Genomic DNA, 19,976 nt, shown 5'->3' with positions numbered 1-19,976 from the left:
CCGTTGCGCGAGTCGCTCGTGTCTTCAATGAAGACTCAGGACGAACGTAATGAAAAAACGGATTAACTGATCCGTGAAGAAGAAGAAAATCGACGCCAACGCCACCATCAGGAACACCATGATCGTCGTGACCGTGGTCTCGCGACGGGACGGCCAGGTGACCTTCGCAGTCTCGGTGCGCACTTCCTGTAGGAATTTGAACGGGCTGAAAGCCATCGTTGATGATCCGCGTTCGTTGCCGATCTGATTTCGGATGTCTGGACAGACTCTCTCGCGCGCCCACTCCTCCTTTGAGGGTAGTCGCCCAGCGGGCTCGACTGTCCGGGAAATTCATGGCCGCGTCGGATGTCCGTAAAATCGGGCCGACAGCAGGTGCCGCTATCTACTGCTGGCGGCTGGAAAGGTCAAGGGATGGTCAGCAGTCCTACTGAGCAACAATGCTTAGGGGTGGATTGGAGGTGCACGATTGACTGGCAGGAGTGGCAGGGCTCGAACCTGCGACCCCCGGTTTTGGAGACCGGTGCTCTACCAATTGAGCTACACTCCTGTGAGGGCCGCGTCGCCGCAGACCCTAGCCGTTTCAAGCATGACGGGCGCCCTGATTGCAAGTGGCAAGCAATCCCCGGATCGCGAGTTCCTGCGAGGCTACCCCTTCTGGCCGACGCTGACGGCGCTCCGCGTCCTTACTCGATGATGCTGGCGACGACGCCTGCTCCGACGGTACGTCCGCCCTCGCGGATGGCGAAGCGCAGCTTCTCCTCCATCGCGATCGGCACGATCAGATGCACTTCCATCGCGATGTTGTCGCCCGGCATCACCATCTCGGTGCCGGCCGGAAGATGCACAACACCCGTCACGTCGGTGGTGCGGAAATAAAACTGCGGACGGTAGTTGGTGAAGAACGGCGTGTGGCGACCGCCCTCCTCCTTGGTCAGGATATAGGCTTCGGCCTTGAACTTGGTGTGCGGCTTCACCGAACCCGGCTTGCACAGAACCTGGCCGCGCTCCACGTCCTCGCGCTTGGTGCCGCGCAACAACGCCCCGATGTTGTCGCCCGCCTGCCCCTGGTCCAGAAGCTTGCGGAACATCTCCACGCCCGTCACCGTCGTCTTCTGTGTCTCGCGGATGCCGACAATCTCGATTTCCTCGCCGACCTTGACAACCCCGCGCTCCACCCGGCCCGTCACAACCGTACCGCGTCCCGAAATCGAGAACACGTCCTCAACCGGCATCAGGAACGGCTGATCGATCGGTCGCTCCGGCTGCGGAATGTAGGCGTCGACGTTCTTCATCAGTTCCAGAATCGCGTCATGGCCAAGCTTCTGGTCCGAGTTCTCAAGCGCCGCCAGCGCCGACCCCTTCACGATCGGAATGTCGTCGCCCGGAAATTCGTACTTCGACAAAAGCTCCCGCACTTCCATCTCAACCAGCTCGAGCAGCTCCGGATCGTCAACCATGTCGCACTTGTTCAAAAACACAACCAGCGCCGGAACGCCGACCTGACGCGCCAGAAGAATGTGCTCGCGGGTCTGCGGCATCGGGCCGTCCGCCGCCGAAACAACCAGGATCGCGCCGTCCATCTGCGCCGCACCCGTGATCATGTTCTTCACGTAGTCCGCATGGCCAGGACAGTCGACATGCGCATAGTGACGGTTCGCCGTCTCGTACTCCACATGCGCCGTCGAAATCGTAATGCCGCGCGCCTTCTCTTCCGGAGCCTTGTCAATCTGGTCGTACGCCGTGAACGTCGCCCCGCCCGTCTCCGCCAGAACCTTCGTAATCGCAGCCGTCAATGACGTCTTGCCATGATCAACATGACCAATCGTCCCAATGTTGCAATGCGGCTTGTTACGTTCAAATTTCGCTTTGGCCATTCCTCACCCCTTACGATCCGGCACACGGGCGGCATCAAACCGCGGGTGGGTTACTGCGGATAATGCCCCCGTTCAAGCCGAATTCCGCACCGACTTCCTGGTCTGACCTTGACCAAGAGGAGCTGATCCCGCTTCGAATGCGGGAACTGATTTAGATGTGATCTAAAGTTATGAGCTTGCGCTGCACCTTATTTGTCTCTGTATATGCCTGCATTCTCAGACAGGAATCGTAGCGTGGCGCCGGCGGGCATTCTTGACAGCGACAACCTTCTGGATCGCGCCATCGAAGCGCACTACGCCGAGATCAAGGCGGCGGTGCTTCGCCGGGGCTGCGCACGCGGATTCGTCTCGGATGTGGTCCACGATCTCTATATCAAACTTGCCGAACAGCCCGAGGTCCTGAAGGGCAAGCGTTCATTATGCGCTTTCCTGTGCCGCTCGGCGATCAACCTCGGCATCGATCGCATGCGCCGGACGCGGCTTGAGCAGCACCTTTTTTCAGGAACAGCGGTCGAGGCGCTCGCGGTTCCTGCCGAAACGGCTGCGCCTGATTATGGCCTCGAGGTCGAGGCTCGCCTCGCGGTGTTGCGCGAGGCCATTGCGGAGCTTCCGGCGCGACGGCGCGCCGTTTTCGTCCTGCACCGTCTCCACCGACTCGAGCCCGACCAGATCGCGCGAAAGCTCAATATCTCGCGAAATATGGTCGACCGGCACCTTCGGCGGGCACTCGCGCATTGCCTCGATCGCCTGCTCGGTATCGAGTAAGAGTCCTTCTCAAGAGGACTCGCTCGTCTCCATAATAACGGGTGAGAAGCGATCAGGAGTCGCGATGACAACCGACCAATCAGCGCAGGCAAGCCGCAAACGACATGAAGAAGCCGCTGCCTGGGTGCTGAAAAATCGCGACATGAATCAAAGCGCACACGAAAGTCGCGCATTTGAGGAGTGGCTCGACCGAAGCCAGGAGAACAGAACGGCGTACGAGGCGGCAGAGCGGCTGATGGGCGAAGCGCGCACGGCCATTTTGAACGATCCGGCCCTACGGAACTTCAAAGTCAAGCCGCGCCCGCGCGTCGCCAAGACGCTTGCGGTCGCGATTCTCGGCGCGGCGCTCGCCGGCGGCGCCTTCGTCTATTCCGACGGCCCGATGCGGCTTCTGGCCAACGCGAGGTCGGGCACGGGAGAAATGCCGACCATTGAACTGGCGGATGGCACCACCATTCAGCTCAACGCCTTTTCCGCCATCTCCTACCGATTTACAGCAGAAACTCGCACGGTAACATTGCTGCGCGGTCAGGCATTCTTCCAGGTTGCGAAGGACACAAATCGTCCGTTTGTTGTCGAGGCGAACGGCGGGCTGACGACCGCGCTCGGGACGGCCTTCGATGTCCGACTGGATCCGAACTCAACGGAAGTAACGGTGACCGAACATGCTGTATCGGTCACCCCTCATACGCACGCCGACCTTGCGGTCCGGGTGAACGAGGGCCAGCAGGCCGTATATGACCGTGACGGCAGGGTGAAGGATGTCCGACAGGCCGATACTCATACCGTGCTGGCGTGGCGCCGGGGCCAACTCGTGGTTGACAATGCGCTGTTGGCCGACGTTGTGACAGAGATAGGTCGCCATTTTGCGGGGCGTATCATCATATCGAATTCGGACCTCGCCGCACGCCGCGTCAGCGGTACATTTAACGTCACCGATACCGATGCGGCGCTCGCGCTCTTGCGCGAGTCTCTGGGACTTAGTGTGATCCGGATGGGTCCGCTGATCGTGCTGCGGGGCTGAAAATCCATCCTTGCCATAGTCACACGCGGACTTGACGTCAATGACGTCACAAGGCGCTCGATCGATACTTGAAACCTTCCAAGTTACTTTCCTCATCGTCCAGAGTCCCAAAGCGTTCGCTTCGTTCGTCACTCCATTGAAAGGCTGACTGTCCGCCATCCCGGCGGAGCGGCATGATTTTGGGGACGGGTTCGATGGCGGGGGAAGCAACGGGGCAGCGGCGGCAATCACAGATTTTGAGGCGGGCTCGTTCTCTTCTGTTGGGGACGACGCTGCTTGCGACCGGTTTCATCGTGCCGGCAATTGCTCAGAATGCGCCTGCGTCCGTGTCGCGGACCATGTCCATTCCTGCTGGCCCGCTGACAACGGCCTTGAATCGGCTGGCCGCCCAGACCAGACTGCAGGTACTATTCGACGCATCGATCGCGCGGGGCAAAACGACGGGCGGGGCCCACGGTGAACTGACTGCTAACCAGGCGTTGTCGGCGATCCTGAGCGGAACCGGCCTCGTCGCGCGGGCGACCGGTCCAAACGCGATCACGATCGTCTCGCCGTCAGCGGCCAACGGCACGGCGCTGGCCGGAGCGATCTCGCTCGATACCATCGACGTACAGGGCGAGACCGCGGGGGGGCCGGTGCAAGGTTATGTTGCAAACCGCAGCGCAACAGCCACCAAAACCGATACGCCGCTGATCGAGGTGCCGCAGTCGATCTCGGTCATCGGGGCCGAGCAAGTCCGCGACCAGAAAATCATTTCGAAGCTCGATGAAATCCTGAACTATACGCCGGGAGTCACTACTTCCACCTACGGTCAAGATCATGGCGATGATTGGTTTATGATCCGCGGATTTCAGGCGCAGAACAATGTTTTTCTCGATGGCCTGCAGCTTTTCAGTGCTTCTTTTTCCAGCTGGAAACTGCCGCCGTTCAATCTTGAGCGGGTCGAAGTGCTGCGCGGTCCGGCGGCAATGATGTACGGTGGATCGGCGCCGGGCGGACTGGTCAACGCCGTAAGCAAGCTGCCTCCCGCGGAGCGCCTTGGCTTTATCGAGGCCGGCGTCAACAATTTCGGTAACGCTTACACGCAGTTCGACTTCGGCGGTCCTGTCGCGACCGAGCCGGGAACCGGCAAGATTCTCTACAGGATCGTCGGCCAGGTCAATCGCGGCGGCACCCAGACAAACTTCGTCCCTGACGACAGCTATTTCATTGCGCCGTCCGTGACCTTTCTACCCGATGTGGACACGCGGCTTACGGTGCTCGCCCTGGCATCCCAGAACAAGACCATGCTGTTCGGTTTTCTGCCTTATATCGGAACAGTGGTCGACGCTCCGTTCGGCCGGATACCGACGAACCTGTTCAGCGGTGACCCTTCTATTGGCTACCACAATAAACAGCAAAAAATGGTCGGCTATCAATTCGAAAAGCATCTCTCGGAGAACGCGACGTTCCGCCAGAATGGGCGCGTTGCGAATCTCGTTGTTGACTATAATGCCTTGTTTGGCGGGGGCTACGCCACCGACTGGTCTGAACGCGCGGTTCGGCATCGCTTTGTTCGACCTCAAACGCACGAACGCCCTGACCACCGACCCGAATAATCCGCTTTTCCAGAGACAGACCGGCGAGGTGACGTCGCGCGGCGTCGAGCTGGAAGCCGTGGCCAACATCACCCGCGATTTCAAAGTGGTTGCAAGCTATACCAACTACCAGTTGTTTATCAGCAAGGACCTCGATCCGACCCTGATCGGCAGCGTTCCGGTCAGCGTCCCGCGGCAGACCGCTTCGTTCTGGACGGACTACACGTTCCGGGAAGGCCCGCTGGACGGCTTTGGTCTCGGCGGCGGCGTGCGCTATGTCGGCTCATCTTTCGCGGACACCGCCAATCTTATTGTAGTGCCGTCCAGGGTGCTTGGCGATCTTGCCGTTCACTACGAATGGGCGAACAACTGGCGCGCGGCTGTCAACATTATGAACGTCGCCGACACCACTTATGTCTCAGGCTGCGGCTCTTTTAATTTATGCTACTACGGCGACCGGCGCCGTATCACGGGAAGCCTCTCCTACAAGTGGTGATGGTTGCTTTAAGATGACGCGCGCCCGCAACTATGGATTACGCGCCGCGCAGTGGGTCGACCGCATTTGATTCCGCAGCCGAACAGCAGATCGCATTACGCACAACTAAAAAGGTCGGCGAAGCCGGCCTTTTCGCCAATCAATCGGAGCAGATAAACCGGAGGCGATCTCAGTAATGAGGGACCGCCGGTCCGCCCCAGCCAAAGCGATAGTTCACGCCGGCCTTGACGGTATGCTCGTCGTTGCGGAAGCTCGCTCCGACAACATCAGCCGGCGAACCCGCGCCGAATGTCGTCTTGCCGAAATTGTAATACTGGTACTCCGCCTTAGCGGACCAGTTCGGCGCGAACATATATTCGAGACCTGCACCGACAGTGTAACCACTGTCCCGATTTCCATTGGTTGTGAAAGCCTGCGGCACCCCGGCCGCGTTGGAGACACCCAGCGTGCTGTCCCTGAACGCATAACCGCCTTTCGTATACAGAAGGGCCGGCCCCCAGGCATAGCCGAGCCGACCGGTCACTGAGCCCAGGCCGGGGTTACCACCAGTCACAATACTGCCGCCAGGGAAGACCACATCTCCTCTGTAGTTGGCGAGCCAGCTATATTGGGCCTCGATGCCGAGGACCCATTGGTTCGCGAACTGGTAGTCGGCACCGCCCTGCACGCCTCCGAGGAAACGACCGTCGCTCCCCCCCAGGCCACCGCCGAACGCACCGCCGAGATGGCCGCCGACGTAGAAGCCAGTCCAGTTGTAGACAGCCTGCGGCGGCGTAGAGGGCAGTGGCGCCTTGGTATAGGGTCGCGGCTGAAGGTCAGCCGCAAATGCTGGTGCGGCGAAGGCTGCAACGGCAGCGACAGTAAGCAAGAATTTTTTCATGATGGGTTTCCCCTCTCATTGGATTACCACCATCGTTCGTTCACCATGGTCAAACAACGTGGCGCGAATTTGGTTGCCGGGCTGCACAACGGCACGTCGGCGCACCACAACGCTGTTCCTATGTAGGAACTGTCGGCCGGAAAAACAGGGCCTCGTTTTGCCGCGGTTCCACCACAGAATCCCCGCGGACCTAAGGGCTCCAGACTCGTCAAAATGTGATAACTGATTGAGACCCGAAGCCCAGCCCCTCCGGTGGCTCAGCGCGTCAGCTTCTCAAGCTCCGGGAACGGCGCGTAAACCGCGCCCGCACAGATGTCATCAACCTTCTCAATCATGCGATCGAGCCGCGCATCGACATACACGACCGCGCGCTGCACCACACCCCGATAACTGCCGTCGATCTCTCGGGCGTTATAGCGCAGGCAACTCACATAACGCAGCCGGCCACCGACGGTACGCTGAGCCGGTTCAGCCATCGCGGCGTCCCGGATGCCGGCGGGGTTGTTGAGGTAGGTTCTGAGAAACGCCAGCAATTGAGCGCGATAATCGGCTGGAAACGGTTGATTGGCCACCCCGCGATCATCGGTATAGACGAGGCCGCCCTGACCACCGCCCTGCTCGCTGTCTGTCATGCAGGCCGCGAGCGATGCCGCCAGCATCACGATCGCCAGGAATTTTGCAGATGCCCCCAACGTCGGTCCGTCTTTCCGGTTTGTATTTCTCCCGAAAGCACTAAACCGTCCGCTGCCGAAAACAAATTCGTATTTCGCTTATCCGCGCAAAAGTTCGGGGTTGCGACGAATCGAGGCTTGCGGCAGCCAAAAGCGATCGCCGCAAGCCCTGATCGCACCTCGTGACGGAATTAGCTCTGCTTGGGGGCGGCGCGATGATGACGGTGAGCACGATGGTGATGAGATTTCGCCTTGGCCTTCGCGTTGGCGTTCAGCACTTTCGAATTGACGGTCGCCGTCTTGGCCGCCGGGGCCTGGTCCGTGCGGGAGGTGCCGGCCATCGCGGGCGCAACAAACACGGAAGCCGCGAGCAGTGCGGCCGAAATCGTCTTGAACATCGATTGGTCTCCTTGGAGCGTGGATCGCCGAGGCCGCCGTCCGGATGGCCGGGCTCTTCGATAAGACCCCCATCATGAAAGCGCGTAGCTGAATGCACGCTGAAGCGCGATGACGGCTTCTGTTCACCTTGATGAACAGTTGGTCATAAGCGCGACCGGCGGAGCCTTGTCCTTTCCGCTAACCATGGACCGACCAGGGCCTCGACACGCGACTGCAAAGCGCGGTTAAGTACCTCTTCGATAGCCGGCGCGACCGGAAACAACACGTCGACGGCAGCTGCGGAAGCCTGCGAATCATCATGCCCTCACCCCAGTCCTATAACCGGATCGCCTTTGTCGCGGGCGCAAGTCCAGAAGCCCAGCAGGCGCTGACAGAGTTGGTAGAGACCTATGGCAATCGCGATCCCGCGGACGCCGATGTGCTGGTTGCGCTCGGCGGCGATGGGTTGATGCTGCAAACTCTTCAGCGGAACATGCGGTCGGGAAAGCCGATCTACGGGATGCATCGCGGCACGGTTGGATTTCTGATGAACGAATACACCCGGCATGATCTCCAGGCGCGCCTCGCTGCCGCGACCGACACCGTTATCCATCCGCTGTTGATGCGCGCGACCGATATTCATGGCACGATTCACAATCATCACGCTATCAATGAAGTTTCGGTATTTCGCCAGACTCACCAGGCAGCGCGGCTGCGCATCTTGATCGACGAGCGCGAACGCATGGCCGAACTCGTCGCCGACGGCATACTGGTTGCCACGCCGGCCGGATCGACCGCCTATAACCTATCTGCGCAGGGACCGATCCTGCCGATCAACGCGGCGCTGCTCGCTCTGACTCCGATCAGTCCCTTCCGTCCGCGGCGCTGGCGCGGCGCGCTGTTGCCAGATACGGCCATGGTGACAATCGAGGTGCTTGAGGGCGAAAAGCGCCCGGTTGCCGCCGTCGCCGATCACGATGAAGCTCGCAATGTCCGCCGCGTCGAGGTCTCATCGGACAAGATGATTTCAATGCGAATGCTGTTCGACCCGGGCCATAGCCTCGAGGAACGAATCCTCAGAGAGCAGTTCGGATACTGAGTCCCTTCCCTCTCCCTCCATTTTAGAGTGGACGGTTTCGAGCGACGCGCGAAACCTGGTGAAGCGATCGATCTCGTCGCCCCTCGCAGGCTCGAACTTCGCTGCCCTCGTTTCGCCTTTCCGAGGGAGACAGAAGGAACGCAACCATTCATTAACGGCGACGGCATATAGTTAACGGCAAGTATACCGGGCCCGCATCATGTACGGCATTGACTTCAACAAGCTGCGGTTTCTCGTCTGCGATGACAACGCACACATGCGCCGCATTCTGCGCACGCTGCTGCATTCGTTTGGCGCGCGCGAAGTTTACGAGGCCGAGGACGGAGCCACCGCCCTCGAAATGTTTACTCATTATGTTCCGGACATCGTCATCGTCGACTGGGCGATGCCGATCTTCGACGGCATCGAGCTTACGCAAATGATCCGCCAGCCGGACTCGAAGGGAAACCCGTTCGCCCCGATCATCATGCTGACCGGACACTCTGAAAAGCGGCGCGTCACGGTCGCGCGCGATGCTGGTGTCACCGAATTCCTTGCAAAACCGATTTCAGCCAAGGGGCTCTATCAACGAATCCTGAACGTCGTGGTCTCGCCACGCCCTTTCATCAAGACCAAAAACTATTTCGGTCCGGACCGCCGGCGCAATACCAGCAACGGCTATATCGGGCCCGAACGCCGCGGCACCAAGGAGCCCGACGTTATCCCGCAGCCATCGCTGCTGGATAAGGCGCGAGCCCCGGGCTAAAAGGCACGGCGATGCAGAAGAAAGATCCCGCCGAACTGACGATCCAGGCATTCGCCGACCATCACGTCATCACCCAGCCCAATCGGCTGCGCAACGTCGTTCGCCTGATCGACGAGAAAAATTTAGACGACCCGATCGCGCTTGCCGAAAAGGCACTAGCGGAGCTCTCGGACGAATTCTCCAAGTGGATGGCGATCGAGTGTGACCGCCTTGTCGCCGCCCACGCGGCTATTCTCAAGAATGGATTCACGCCGGCTACGCGTGACGAACTGTTTCGCGCCGCACATGACATCAAAGGCGACGCCGCAACCTTCGAGTATCCCGCCGCCGCCGCCGGCGCCGAAAGTCTCTGTCGCATCATCGAACATTCGCCGGCTCTCGACCGGGTACCTGCGGAGTTGATTGCCTATCACATCAATGCGATCCAGGCGATCGTGCGTGAGCACGCCAGCCCTGGCACCGAGGCCATGGCAAAGGAGATCAACCGGAAACTTCGTCTCGTCGCCGACGAATATCTCGCAACGGTCAACCAGGACCGTCCCGAACACCTTGAAGCCATTCTCGCGCCGAGCATTGCGCCGACAGAATAGCGCTCGGCCGTTCTTGCAAACGACTGAGGATTTGTTCTCACGCGGATTTTTGATCGCTAAGATTTCCGCCGGAAGATCCGCCGTATCGGCGTTTTTCGAACGAAGTGGAATCCGGCTCGCGTAAGAAACGCGTCAGCCAAAAGAAAATCCTTTGCCGTTTCCGTGAGCGATGAATTTTGAGTCTTCGCTCGCGCGAACGAACTACGCCGCCGCAAGTAAATCGCTGAGCAGGGGTTCGCGATATGCTCGCGGTGAATCTTTGGGCTCACCAAAACTCGGCTCACGAGACACGGGCTCGTATGACGCCGGCGCGTCAAACCTCGGTTCGAGGCGTTCCGGTTCATAAGACGCAACAGCGTAAGACCCAGCCTCGCAAAGTTCGGCTTCGTAAGGCTCAGTTTCGTAAGGTTCAATTTCGTAAGGCTCCGCTTCGTAAGGCAAAGCTTCACAAGACCTCGTGTCGTCGAGCTCAATTTCATCAAACTCGCGTTCGTCGATCTGAATCTTGAACGCCAAGCGGTCGAGGAATCGCGGCCTGAAATCCTTCACCGCTTCACGGAGACGGTGAAGGACTCTAGCATTTTGATTTGACGCGTTTTCTTCACGCGAACCGGATTCCACGTCGCTCAAAAACGCTATAGAGGGCGCAGGTTCGAGGAACTCCTCGCGAAACTCAGGTTCGTAAAACTCCGGCTCGCAAACCGGCATTTCATCAATTTCGTCGCGCGTCGGCTCGGCGGCTGCTTCGGTAACCAGTTCGTCACAGAACACACGCGCTTCCTCGCGCGCCGATTCCGTCGCGAAACGCCGCAGCAGGATCAGCAGAGGCTCCGAAACCTCAGCGGGCGCCGTTTCGCACATCGTCAGCACGCGCTCGACCATGCGGCGGCGCAGCCGCGTCGCGCCGCGGACCGTCCCGACAAAGCCGATTTCGTCGCGCGCTTCCAGCGCGGCGCGAAACGCAGGGAACGTGGATTCCGGCAGCCCCGCCCGCGTCAGCAGCGCGGGAAGGCTCGCGCCGCCGCGATCATGAACCAGCGCGGTGACGCGACTTAAAGGCAGGCCGGACAGTTCCACCAGCGCATGGTCGAACAGGTCCGTATTGCCTGACAGCAGCGCGCGCAAAATCAATCCGGGGGTGAGTTGCCCAGTGGCGCGCAGATGCGCGACCAGACTGCACATGTCGTCGTCTCGCGCATGTGCAGCGATGTCAACGATCGAGCGATCGCGCGCATCGCTAACCGTGCGGCCGGCACGATCGGCATTGAGCCAGCTCCGTGAGACAACGAACTGCGCCAGCGAATTCGAAAGCTTTGTAGCCAGCGCGAGCCGCGTGACCACGGGCAGATCGTCGAGCGCCAGCATCGATTCCCGGATCGCCGCGAGATGACCATGCCGCTCGACGATGCGGTCCCATGACATCGGCGCGATATTCGCGCCCGGATTTTCGATCAGTTCGAGTGCCGCCGCCGCCGAGCCAACCTCGGCAAGGGCTGCGCAGACCGGGACCGGCACGTGAACGCGGCGCGCAACGGCGCACTGCACTTCACAGCTACCTGTCGCGACGATGTCGACGAGGTCCGCATCGATCAAGAGTGGCGAATGTTCGAGGATCGGAATAGCGACCGACGGCTGATCGACCGACAGCGCCCGGACAATGGCCGGCGGCGCGCTCGCGCTGCGCGCGAAAACGTCCGCCATCGCCCGGCGAACCAGTGGAGACGAGTCATCGAGCTGCAACAGCAGCCCACCCTCGGCAGCGGCGCGGTCGTCATTGGACAGATCGGATATGAGCCACGCGCGGGCTAGCGCTCGCGTCGCTTCGGCCCGCTCGCCTGCGGGAGCGGTTCGTACCCAGCTTAGGAATTGCCGAACGATCATGGTGTTTCCGGCTTACGCACCGACACCGCGAAACGGTGTCGGTCATAGAAAATAAACCATGACGCTTAACAAAGGGTTCACCATAACCGTTTGCCTTCGTTGACGCTTCGTTAACGCGGCGAGTTCACGCGCACGATGAGACGATCGCGTTAGACCGTCATTGCGAGGGGTTAGCCGTACGCAGCGTCGTTCGGAAAACGACTAACGACTCTGGACTACAACTCGTCCAGGGTTCGTTGCGCCCCTACCCGCTGTAAGCGCCGCTGCGATCGCTGAACAGATCGAACGGTGGACGCGGATCTGAAACCGATGGGTTCTGCGCCGTGGGGGATGGCACACCCCACAATTCCTGAACGACCGGAGACACCGGCTGGCTACGCTCGCCGACCTGAAACAGCGAACGGAACGTCGGCTGGCTTGGCGCGACCGAGGAGGATGCCGCGATCGGCGCGACGCCGCGCACGTCGGGCAGGCGTGACAGATAGGCCGCGTGGTCGGATGGCGTCGAGAATTGCGCCTCAGACGTCATGGCCATACGGGTCGCGGGCGAATTGGCGGCGACAGCGTAGCGCCGATCCAGATCGGCGTAGACTTCCGAGACGCTACGCGCGCGGCCGTCAGAATCATAGAAGATCGGACGATTGGCGGCGGCGGCATTCGGAAACAGCCGCGCGCCGGACGCTTGCGGATTGTCCTCGGCATTCGCGATCAGTTTCGCGGCCCCGCTGACGCCCATGAAGTGCGCCATGTAGAGTTCGCTGTCGGTCGGACGACGGCCTATCAGGCCAGTCAGCTTGAAACTGTTGGATTGCGTCAGCACACCGGCCATGGCCGACGCGATAGCCGGGTCATCACGCAGCTTGAGAATGGCGGCGCGGGTCGCCGGATCTGCGACGGAATAGCTGCCGGCTGGCGATTTGACGATAGCGTCAGCATAGCCGTTAAAGCCGAGCGCCGGCCCCGCCTCCTTTACCGTGCCGAGCCACGTCTGCTCGATGAACTGATAGAGGCCCTTGGCGGAGGACGTGCCGGCAGCGGCATGAGGATTGAAATTGGATTCCATCTTGGCGGTCGCGAGCAGATATTCGAAGCTCGCTCCCGTGGCTTCGGCTGCCCGCTTGATGGCGGTGGTGATTCCGCCGAAAATTCCGCTCAGTCCTGAAGTGGCGTTAGCGGCATCGACGCTCATCTTGATCTCCGCTCCCCGCGACCGCCCGCCTGCACAGCACCGGAAAATCCGTCGTCTATTCCGACGTTTCCGGATGGCTATTCGTTCGGATCGCAAGGTGGAAGATTATGGTTAACAGGGCCTTAACGGAGGCCTGCACGATCCGAAGCCATCAGGCTTTCGCGCCGTAAACATCGGCCGGATCGAAGAGTCGGTCGGCATCCACAAACGAAAGGCGGATTTTGTCGCCCTCGCCTTTTGTCACCGCCCGGTAGAAACACGAGCGCCGCCCCGTATGGCAGGCGGCGCCTTGCTGCTCAACCTTGATCCAAACCGCGTCCTGATCGCAGTCCGTTCGCATCTCGATCACTCGCTGGATCTGACCCGAACTCTCACCTTTCCGCCATAAAGCGTTGCGTGAGCGGCTGTAATACCAGGCATCGCCGGTCTCAACGGTCCGCCGCAGCGCCTCTTCGTTCATGTGCGCGACCATCAGAACGTCGCCGGTTTTGGCATCCGTCGCGACACAGGTCACGAGCCCGGACACGTCAAAACGGGGCTGGAACACCAGCCCCTCCTCGACCTCGGATGAAGGTTTTGATCCAGACACAAGAAATCCCTTCGGAATATCGTGGAGGGATTTAACGCGGCTACCCTCGTACCATGGACAGGAAGCGCGCCTGCTCCGTGGGATTGTCGCGGAATGTGCCCGTGTACCGGCTTGTGAACGTCATCGCGCCATGCTTGGCGACGCCGCGCACCGACATGCAGGTATGTTCCGCCTCGATCATCACGGCGACGCCCAGCGGTTTAAGCACCTCGTCCACGGCCGCGGCGATCTGCGCGGTCATGTGCTCCTGGGTCTGGAGCCGCCGGGCGAAGATGTCAGTCAAGCGCGCCAGCTTGGACAGCCCGACCACCCGCTCCACCGGCGTATAGGCGATATGTGCCTTGCCATAGAACGGCATCATGTGGTGCTCGCACTGCGAGGTGAACTGGATGTCACGCACCAGCACGAAATCATCATAGCCTGCAGTTTCACCGAAGGTCCGGTTCAACACCTCGGCCGGACACTGATGATAACCCTGATAGATCTCGTCATACGACTCGATCACCCGGCGTGGAGTATCGAGGAGCCCCTCGCGGTCCGGATTCTCCCCGATATAGGACAACAACGTTCTGATAGCGCCTTCGGCTTCATGCCGCGACGGGCGCTGCCGATTCGGCTGAACCGCCGCCAAAAACTCCGACGGGTCCAGCTGGGCGGGAGAGAACCCGGCAGGTTTGACGTTATTGGACTTGACGTCAGAAGGTTTGCTGCCGCGTATCGGCTTGATCAAAGCGTCCATCTTCACTCCGTTCGACCGGCCTCGCGTGAGACCGGAGTGTCACCGGGCAGACGGGGCAGCATTGCACGCCACCGGACGCCTGAGTCCCTTGATATTCAACATTGCAACGCCCGAATCGAACTTCAATCCGGGTGCGACGGAAAATCGCCGGATTGCGTTTCCCGGCAATAGATACATATATAGGCTTCGAGGTTCCCGCCGCCAAGAGCGTCGCTCCGCCTCTTTCAGCGAATTCAATGTCGAAACCTATGCTGAACGACGTTTACAACACTCGCATTATCGAACTGGCCGGCAATATTCCGCGCCTAGGCCGTCTTGCGGCGCCAGACGCCAGCGCCACCGCTCATTCGAAACTGTGCGGGTCCACCGTCAAAATCGACCTCAAGATGGATGGCTCCATTATCACGGACTTCGCGCACGACGTGAAGGCCTGCGCGCTTGGTCAAGCGTCCTCCTCGATCATGGCGCGCCATGTGGTCGGCTCGACCGCCAGCGAACTCCGCGAGTTGCGCGAGATCGTTCGCAGGATGCTGAAGGAAAACGGCGCGCCGCCCGAAGGAAAGTGGGCCGATATCGCGCTGCTCGAACCGGTGCGTGATTACAAGGCGCGCCACGCATCCACCATGCTGACGTTCGATGCGGTCGTCGATGCCATCGGTCAGATCGAGACAAAATCAGCCGCGCTGACCACCGCCCAAAGCTAAAGTTGCCGGGTTTTCCGCCTTAGAACGTTTTCGAGCGAAGCATGTCCTCGGGCTTGACCCGAGGACGGATACCCGCTCGCGCGAAGAAACCTGTCAGATCAAAATCATAGAGACACGCTCTGATCCCGTCAGGAGCGGAAAGGCTCTCGTGTCGTTATTGAGGCCGGTCCGAAACAGCGCTCGCCGCCGCGTGCCCGGCGGATTCCGCTTCGGCTGTCTTGGTCGGCTGGCCGGCCATCGTTACCGCAGTGGGTGCATTCATTATGCCAGGAAAGCGGTCCTGCACCGGCTTTGTGACAAGATCGGCAACTGGCGCGTCGGCGACCTCCCCACCCGGCAACACATCGGCGGCTCGGTCTGTCGTCATGAGATTAGCGGAGCGCAATTCCGCTGGCGACAATTCGTGAAGGGCCTCCCAGGGAGGAACACTAAGCGCGAGGTGCAGCAGATCGCCGGACCCGCCCATCTCGAAGGTGTACTTGGCGAGCCGACCAATGTCGCGCTCTACAATCATCAAATCCTCGGCAGTGTAGCTCGCAGCCCTGGCATCGTCCGCGCGGTCACCCATCCAGATCTGATGTACGCGAACATGCGCACGCTCAGGCACATAGCGGGTTTTTCCCGACAGCAACACGAACACGCACATGGACTCGCAATAGGCTTCGGGCAACACAGCTGCGCGATCACCCGCCACCGTCTTGACGACGACGCTGGCCCCAACCGTGGTGCGCACGCCGAGTTCTCGCCACCGCCGCCCGAGCGCAATGGCATCGTTGACCGAGCCGCCACCGGAGTCGAGCACGACCGTCGCACCGGTAAGATCGCGCCCGGCAGCGAAGTCGTTGAAGGCTTTCGGAGTTTCGCCCGTTACGAGGCCAACGGCGCTGATCCAGCTCCCACAGTGCGGCTCACAAGCAATCCAGGAGAAACGCATCGGATGCTTGCGTGCCTCGAGGTTTTCTTTCGTCGAACCCTGCTCAAACGAAGATGCGAAACCTGAAAAGGCAAAACAAAAAGCTGCCGCGCACAGAAGCGTCCGTCCGTAGAAGCCGGATGATTTCGCGAACCTCAATTCGGTCCCTTTCCCACAGCCGATGTTGCCTGATCTAACGCAGCTCGATGTTCCAATCCGATGCAGTAACCCGAACGCATAACCCTACGTTCAACACGATGATCCTGTTAGTAGAAAACTAGCCGTGAGACTTATCAGCGTCCATAAACCTTTGCTGCGATTGTTCCTGGGAGTGTGCGATATTCTGCCACCTGTGGCGATATTGCAGCTTGATCTGGTTCCCCGGAGGAACCTCCGGCATGCATCTCTCGCACCTGAGAGGAAAGCTCCGCGTTCATGAAGCCGACGCCGCAAAGTTCCAGGTTCTGCCCGGTTTGCGCAAGTGCCGCTTTGCGGCTGCCCCGCAATGTCGGCCGAGCGTTGATCTGGATCTATCGCCATACCCTATCGCCGCTGGTGGGTTTCAACTGCCGGCACCTGCCGACATGCTCAGCCTACGGCGATGAAGCAGTCGAGCGTTTCGGGCTTTGGGGTGGCGGCTGGATGACGTTAGCACGGATCTTACGCTGCCATCCTTGGGGAACCTCCGGCATCGATAATGTTCCCATAGCGAAACCATCCGGCGCTACCTGGTACCGGCCGTGGCGTTACGGCCGCTGGCGCGGCGTGAATGCCCCGTGAGAGGATTTCCATAGCGTTTTCGAGCGAAGGGGTATCGGTTTGCGTGAAGAAAACGCGGCAAATCAAAATCATAGAAGCGCCGCTTCTGATCTCATCAGAAGCGGAAAGGCTCGAATGAAGTATGTCGAGAACTGAGGTGCGGTTTGTTCAAAGAAAAAGACGCTAAAACAAAAAGGTTCAACCCGATATTGATACATCGGATCCGGGAGCTTTAATGCGCGAGAACCTCGATTTCGCCGTCGACGCCGTTGACGACCTCGAAGCCCCTCTCGAAGACCTTGCCTTCGTTCTTGGCGATGACGCGATACTCACCCTCGGCCAATATCACGCTGGGAAATGCTCCGATCGATTCCTTGATGACATCACCCCCAGGCGTCAGAACTGACCACGCAGTATTGGCCAGCGCTTCGCCGCCCTTGTCGCTGACGAGTTTCAGGGTGATGAGCGCGGCACGGTGAGAGATCGTTACGTCGGTCAACTTTCCTGCTTGCACACGGATGTCCGAGCGTACGACCGAGTTCGCGTCGCCATAGGTGGAGACGATGTAGTAAGTGCCTTCCGGCAAGAGCATAACGTCGCCCCCAGCGACATTAGGCACCAGCGGCGCGCGCTCGGTACCCTCGAACTGACTACCCTTGTAGATGCTGAAGGAAATCTGGTTGGGCGGGATCATCGATGCGCCGACTCGACCCTCAATCTGCAGGCCGCCCGCCGGCAACACGAACGACTCGCGGTCGGTGTCAGGCTTGAGTGTCACGGGCCGCGCGGCGCTGACCAGCCCCAGCGAAACGTGCACGACATAGCCCCCCGGCGGGAGCACGAGGCTGGGAGTTGCATCATGGTTTTCGCGCACCAGCTTGAAGGCACCGGTCTCGTCGGGTCGTTCGGAATAAACTCGCCAGATCAGCCCGCTGTTGATGACCGGCAGATCCTTACCGTAGCGCGCGGTCAACGACAGAACCCCCTGCGCAGGAGCCGCGATGCTGGGCGGCGCCGTCAGCGGCACGGCGGCGGCCGGCACCTGAGTCAATGGCGCTGGCAGATTTGGCGTGGATGCCGGACCGGAGGATGGCGCAAGGCTGATCGCAGGTTCCGGCGGTGCTTCCGGAATGGATGCTGGCGGGACCGGCGGCGGACGTTCGCCAAACAATTGTGCTGACGCGGCGTATGGAAAGGTCGCGAGAAGCGTGACGACCGAAACAAGGAACGGCCATGAGCGTCGGCTCAAATTACATCGATGATTTCCCCCGAAGATCATGGCGCCGGTTCTTCCCGGAAAACACGGCGAATTCAAGCCTCGGGACTTGCTCAGAATTGCATCCCGCTGTGGAAGACTTAAAAACCGGCCCATCGGGTTGAAACGCCGCTATCCAGTGATAATTTCTGCCAAGCAAGCAATAAGTCATCCTGTCTTTTGCTCACCGTGTCCGCCGGCAGCATGGTAACCGATGCCGGCAGTCGGAGAATCCTATCGTGCTGGAGGGTTTGAAAGGTCGCGACCAGAACGGGTCGAACGGCCAAAAAGTAGGATTGGGTAGCGTCAGGCGGCCAGTGATCGGGCTGGCCCTGGGTGGCGGGGCCGCGCGCGGTTTCGCTCATATCGGCATTCTCCGCTCCCTGATCGCGCACGGCATCGAGCCCGATGTCGTGGTGGGCACGTCGATTGGAGCGGTGGTTGGGGGCGCCTATGCCGCCGGTCGTCTTGATATTCTGGAGGAGTGGGCGCGCAGCCTGCAGCCTCGCAGTCTCTTCAGTTATCTGGATATCCGGTTGAACGGCTCCGGACTGATCGGCGGCGCCAAGCTCACCGCCCAACTCGAGGCGTCGCTCGGTCAAATCCAGATTGAAGAACTGCCACTCAAGTTCGCAAGCGTCGCAACGGAAGTCCGCACCGGCCACGAAATCTGGCTTACGCACGGGCGACTGGTCAATGCTATGCGTGCGTCCTATGCCCTTCCGGGTATCTTTGCGCCGATACTGGTTGGCGACCGCTGGCTGGTCGATGGCGCGCTTGTCAACCCGGTGCCTGTTTCCACCGCCCGCGCGCTGGGCGCCGAAGTTGTGATCGCGGCCAACCTGTCTAATGACGTGTTCGGCCGCAGCACCACGATATTCTCTCATGGTGCGCAGAACGACGTGCAGGAGGAGGTCGTCGAGCCCCCGCCACGCAAACTTGGCTTCGGCAAGTTCTTTTCACTCGAGCGAACGGTCAAGCGCGAATTCTTCGCCGGCGGCAGTCGCCCGGGTGTTGTGTCAGTTATGACCGACGCGTTTAACATCATGCAGGATCGAATCACGCGCGCGCGGCTCGCTGGCGACCCGCCGGACCTTTTGATCTCGCCGCGGGTCGGCCAGATCGGCTGGTTCGACTTCCACCGCGCCGGCGATCTGATCGCGCACGGTGCACGTGCTGCGGATCGAGCGATGGACGCGATTGTAGAAGCGATCGAAGTTCTCGCGCCAGCGTCGGCACCGGCACCGGCACCGGACGTTGCTGGCATCGCGGACCCTGAAAGCGGAACCGATCCTTAATGCAGCACGTGCTCAGGCCGTGTTGATGTACTCGCGCAGCGCCTCCTGCTCGGCTTCATATTCCTGGACGCGCAGCTTGACGACATCCCCGATCGAGACCATGCCTACCAGCTTGCCCTCCTCCACCACCGGCAGATGCCTGAACTTTTCCGCCGTCATGACTTCCATGAGGTGAGCGACCGTATCCGACAGACGGCAACTGACGACCTTGCGGGTCATGGCGAGGCTGACTGGCTCATCAAGCGCAACTGCGCCGCGTTTATCCAGTGCATGGACGACGTCCCGTTCGGACAGAATGCCATCAATGCGCGTACCGCTCACGACGAGCACGGAACCGATCTGCTTTTCCGACAAAATCTTGAGCGCCGCCGAAAGCTTTACGTCGGGCGCGACGCTTGCGACTTGAGAACCCTTGGCGCTGAGAATGGCACATACTGTCATTGTCGCTTCCCTTGGAGGGATCGCGCGGGATCACTTTGCGCGATCCTTGCCTCTAGCGTTCAGGCGACAACCAACATCCAGTTTTGTTCGCGAGTAGAACGCACCAACG

At 60.2% G+C, this 19,976-nt stretch carries 21 protein-coding genes, 1 tRNA gene and 1 pseudogene; 10 read left to right on the top strand and 13 right to left on the bottom strand.

Translation table 11 applies throughout. The features are described from left to right. Positions 1-24 precede the first annotated feature (24 nt). The 3 genes from secE to tuf form a co-directional block, all read right to left on the bottom strand. Entirely contained in the window at positions 25-216 is a 192-nt protein-coding gene (gene secE, locus ACM561_RS07245; RefSeq protein ID WP_079446310.1) for a preprotein translocase subunit SecE, read from the bottom strand. 255 nt (positions 217-471) lie between these two features. Continuing rightward, a tRNA-Trp gene (locus tag ACM561_RS07240) sits at positions 472-547 on the bottom strand. Between the two features lie 136 nt (positions 548-683). After that, complete coding sequence (gene tuf / locus ACM561_RS07235; protein WP_425909092.1) at positions 684-1,874, bottom strand: elongation factor Tu; 1,191 nt, start codon at positions 1,872-1,874, stop codon at positions 684-686. Between the two features lie 204 nt (positions 1,875-2,078). Here tuf and ACM561_RS07230 point away from each other — a divergent pair, with 204 nt between their 5' ends. From ACM561_RS07230 to ACM561_RS07215, 4 genes are all read left to right on the top strand, one after another. Further along, on the top strand, positions 2,079-2,639 hold the full coding sequence (locus ACM561_RS07230; protein WP_425909090.1) for an RNA polymerase sigma factor: 561 nt from the start codon (positions 2,079-2,081) through the stop codon (positions 2,637-2,639). A gap of 64 nt (positions 2,640-2,703) precedes the next feature. Next, the gene (locus ACM561_RS07225) at positions 2,704-3,663 is read left to right on the top strand and encodes a FecR family protein (RefSeq protein WP_425909088.1); all 960 of its coding nucleotides are present in this window, start codon (positions 2,704-2,706) and stop codon (positions 3,661-3,663) included. Positions 3,664-3,857: 194 nt separating this feature from the next. Further along, positions 3,858-5,261, top strand: coding sequence for a TonB-dependent receptor plug domain-containing protein (locus tag ACM561_RS07220; RefSeq protein WP_425909087.1), 1,404 nt, complete (start codon positions 3,858-3,860; stop codon positions 5,259-5,261). After that, positions 5,215-5,736 carry a TonB-dependent siderophore receptor gene (locus tag ACM561_RS07215; protein WP_425909086.1) on the top strand — a complete coding sequence of 174 codons (522 nt, stop codon included), beginning with the start codon at positions 5,215-5,217 and terminating at the stop codon, positions 5,734-5,736. Before ACM561_RS07220 ends, ACM561_RS07215 begins: the two co-directional genes overlap by 47 nt. Before the next feature lie 169 nt (positions 5,737-5,905). On the opposite strand, the gene ACM561_RS07210 is transcribed toward ACM561_RS07215, so the two are convergent. The 3 genes from ACM561_RS07210 to ACM561_RS07200 form a co-directional block, all read right to left on the bottom strand. Continuing rightward, positions 5,906-6,616 carry an outer membrane protein gene (locus tag ACM561_RS07210; protein ID WP_425909084.1) on the bottom strand — a complete coding sequence of 237 codons (711 nt, stop codon included), beginning with the start codon at positions 6,614-6,616 and terminating at the stop codon, positions 5,906-5,908. Positions 6,617-6,873: 257 nt separating this feature from the next. Continuing rightward, positions 6,874-7,308 carry a hypothetical protein gene (locus ACM561_RS07205; protein WP_309775154.1) on the bottom strand — a complete coding sequence of 145 codons (435 nt, stop codon included), beginning with the start codon at positions 7,306-7,308 and terminating at the stop codon, positions 6,874-6,876. A 170-nt stretch (positions 7,309-7,478) separates the two neighbouring features. Next, a complete protein-coding gene (locus ACM561_RS07200; RefSeq protein WP_425909083.1) occupies positions 7,479-7,685 on the bottom strand; it encodes a His-rich protein BRANT in 207 nt (68 codons plus the stop codon). 299 nt (positions 7,686-7,984) lie between these two features. Here ACM561_RS07200 and ACM561_RS07195 point away from each other — a divergent pair, with 299 nt between their 5' ends. The 3 genes from ACM561_RS07195 to ACM561_RS07185 all read left to right on the top strand — a co-directional run bounded on the left by ACM561_RS07195 (position 7,985) and on the right by ACM561_RS07185 (position 10,099). Next, on the top strand, positions 7,985-8,764 hold the full coding sequence (locus tag ACM561_RS07195) for an NAD kinase (protein WP_425909081.1): 780 nt from the start codon (positions 7,985-7,987) through the stop codon (positions 8,762-8,764). Positions 8,765-8,963: 199 nt separating this feature from the next. Further along, a complete protein-coding gene (locus ACM561_RS07190; RefSeq protein WP_079446466.1) occupies positions 8,964-9,509 on the top strand; it encodes a response regulator in 546 nt (181 codons plus the stop codon). Between the two features lie 11 nt (positions 9,510-9,520). Then, complete coding sequence (locus ACM561_RS07185; RefSeq protein WP_425909079.1) at positions 9,521-10,099, top strand: Hpt domain-containing protein; 579 nt, start codon at positions 9,521-9,523, stop codon at positions 10,097-10,099. 714 nt (positions 10,100-10,813) lie between these two features. Here the strand turns inward: ACM561_RS07185 and ACM561_RS07180 are convergent. From ACM561_RS07180 to folE, 4 genes and pseudogenes are all read right to left on the bottom strand, one after another. Continuing rightward, positions 10,814-11,980 (bottom strand): annotated as a pseudogene (locus ACM561_RS07180) (DUF2336 domain-containing protein); the annotation flags it as partial. A 244-nt stretch (positions 11,981-12,224) separates the two neighbouring features. Continuing rightward, positions 12,225-13,169 carry a transglycosylase SLT domain-containing protein gene (locus ACM561_RS07175; RefSeq protein WP_425909077.1) on the bottom strand — a complete coding sequence of 315 codons (945 nt, stop codon included), beginning with the start codon at positions 13,167-13,169 and terminating at the stop codon, positions 12,225-12,227. A 151-nt stretch (positions 13,170-13,320) separates the two neighbouring features. Continuing rightward, positions 13,321-13,758 carry a phosphoribosyl-AMP cyclohydrolase gene (gene hisI, locus ACM561_RS07170; RefSeq protein ID WP_425909076.1) on the bottom strand — a complete coding sequence of 146 codons (438 nt, stop codon included), beginning with the start codon at positions 13,756-13,758 and terminating at the stop codon, positions 13,321-13,323. Between the two features lie 40 nt (positions 13,759-13,798). Continuing rightward, the gene (gene folE / locus ACM561_RS07165; RefSeq protein ID WP_425909074.1) at positions 13,799-14,497 is read right to left on the bottom strand and encodes a GTP cyclohydrolase I FolE; all 699 of its coding nucleotides are present in this window, start codon (positions 14,495-14,497) and stop codon (positions 13,799-13,801) included. Between the two features lie 248 nt (positions 14,498-14,745). Here folE and ACM561_RS07160 point away from each other — a divergent pair, with 248 nt between their 5' ends. Then, positions 14,746-15,201, top strand: a complete 456-nt coding sequence (locus ACM561_RS07160; protein WP_425909674.1) for an iron-sulfur cluster assembly scaffold protein — start codon at positions 14,746-14,748, stop codon at positions 15,199-15,201. Positions 15,202-15,355: 154 nt separating this feature from the next. On the opposite strand, the gene ACM561_RS07155 is transcribed toward ACM561_RS07160, so the two are convergent. Beyond that, positions 15,356-16,273, bottom strand: a complete 918-nt coding sequence (locus ACM561_RS07155; RefSeq protein WP_425909072.1) for a hypothetical protein — start codon at positions 16,271-16,273, stop codon at positions 15,356-15,358. 276 nt (positions 16,274-16,549) lie between these two features. On the opposite strand from ACM561_RS07155, the gene yidD reads away from it, so the two are divergent. Next, the gene (gene yidD, locus ACM561_RS07150) at positions 16,550-16,894 is read left to right on the top strand and encodes a membrane protein insertion efficiency factor YidD (protein ID WP_425909071.1); all 345 of its coding nucleotides are present in this window, start codon (positions 16,550-16,552) and stop codon (positions 16,892-16,894) included. A gap of 211 nt (positions 16,895-17,105) precedes the next feature. Here the strand turns inward: yidD and ACM561_RS07145 are convergent, their stop codons facing one another. After that, positions 17,106-18,152 (bottom strand): hypothetical protein, encoded by a 1,047-nt coding sequence (locus ACM561_RS07145; RefSeq protein WP_425909069.1) that lies wholly within the window; start codon positions 18,150-18,152, stop codon positions 17,106-17,108. Between the two features lie 215 nt (positions 18,153-18,367). On the opposite strand from ACM561_RS07145, the gene ACM561_RS07140 reads away from it, so the two are divergent. Continuing rightward, the gene (locus ACM561_RS07140) at positions 18,368-19,426 is read left to right on the top strand and encodes a patatin-like phospholipase family protein (protein ID WP_425909067.1); all 1,059 of its coding nucleotides are present in this window, start codon (positions 18,368-18,370) and stop codon (positions 19,424-19,426) included. A gap of 12 nt (positions 19,427-19,438) precedes the next feature. Here ACM561_RS07140 and ACM561_RS07135 read toward each other — a convergent pair whose 3' ends face one another. Further along, positions 19,439-19,867: a CBS domain-containing protein gene (locus tag ACM561_RS07135; RefSeq protein ID WP_425909066.1), complete on the bottom strand. Its 429-nt coding sequence runs from the start codon at positions 19,865-19,867 to the stop codon at positions 19,439-19,441. Positions 19,868-19,976: the final 109 nt, after the last annotated feature.

Source organism: Nitrobacter sp. TKz-YC02, from assembly GCF_049852135.1.
Classification (GTDB): Bacteria; Pseudomonadota; Alphaproteobacteria; order Rhizobiales; family Xanthobacteraceae; genus Nitrobacter; species Nitrobacter vulgaris.
Note: the sequence above shows the minus strand (reverse complement) of the source record. Positions and strands in the feature narration are given on the sequence as shown.

Excerpts from the sequence above, each read along its gene's own strand:
- ACM561_RS07195 (WP_425909081.1), top strand. The coding sequence starts at position 7,985 with ATGCCCTCACCCCAGTCCTATAACCGGATCGCCTTTGTCGCGGGCGCA.
- secE (WP_079446310.1), bottom strand. The coding sequence starts at position 216 with ATGGCTTTCAGCCCGTTCAAATTCCTACAGGAAGTGCGCACCGAGACT.
- ACM561_RS07175 (WP_425909077.1), bottom strand. The coding sequence starts at position 13,169 with ATGAGCGTCGATGCCGCTAACGCCACTTCAGGACTGAGCGGAATTTTC.
- ACM561_RS07225 (WP_425909088.1), top strand. The coding sequence starts at position 2,704 with ATGACAACCGACCAATCAGCGCAGGCAAGCCGCAAACGACATGAAGAA.
- ACM561_RS07220 (WP_425909087.1), top strand. The coding sequence starts at position 3,858 with ATGGCGGGGGAAGCAACGGGGCAGCGGCGGCAATCACAGATTTTGAGG.
- ACM561_RS07135 (WP_425909066.1), bottom strand. The coding sequence starts at position 19,867 with ATGACAGTATGTGCCATTCTCAGCGCCAAGGGTTCTCAAGTCGCAAGC.
- yidD (WP_425909071.1), top strand. The coding sequence starts at position 16,550 with ATGAAGCCGACGCCGCAAAGTTCCAGGTTCTGCCCGGTTTGCGCAAGT.
- ACM561_RS07200 (WP_425909083.1), bottom strand. The coding sequence starts at position 7,685 with ATGTTCAAGACGATTTCGGCCGCACTGCTCGCGGCTTCCGTGTTTGTT.
- ACM561_RS07145 (WP_425909069.1), bottom strand. The coding sequence starts at position 18,152 with ATGATCTTCGGGGGAAATCATCGATGTAATTTGAGCCGACGCTCATGG.
- ACM561_RS07230 (WP_425909090.1), top strand. The coding sequence starts at position 2,079 with ATGCCTGCATTCTCAGACAGGAATCGTAGCGTGGCGCCGGCGGGCATT.
- ACM561_RS07210 (WP_425909084.1), bottom strand. The coding sequence starts at position 6,616 with ATGAAAAAATTCTTGCTTACTGTCGCTGCCGTTGCAGCCTTCGCCGCA.
- ACM561_RS07190 (WP_079446466.1), top strand. The coding sequence starts at position 8,964 with ATGTACGGCATTGACTTCAACAAGCTGCGGTTTCTCGTCTGCGATGAC.
- folE (WP_425909074.1), bottom strand. The coding sequence starts at position 14,497 with ATGGACGCTTTGATCAAGCCGATACGCGGCAGCAAACCTTCTGACGTC.
- ACM561_RS07185 (WP_425909079.1), top strand. The coding sequence starts at position 9,521 with ATGCAGAAGAAAGATCCCGCCGAACTGACGATCCAGGCATTCGCCGAC.
- ACM561_RS07160 (WP_425909674.1), top strand. The coding sequence starts at position 14,746 with ATGCTGAACGACGTTTACAACACTCGCATTATCGAACTGGCCGGCAAT.
- tuf (WP_425909092.1), bottom strand. The coding sequence starts at position 1,874 with ATGGCCAAAGCGAAATTTGAACGTAACAAGCCGCATTGCAACATTGGG.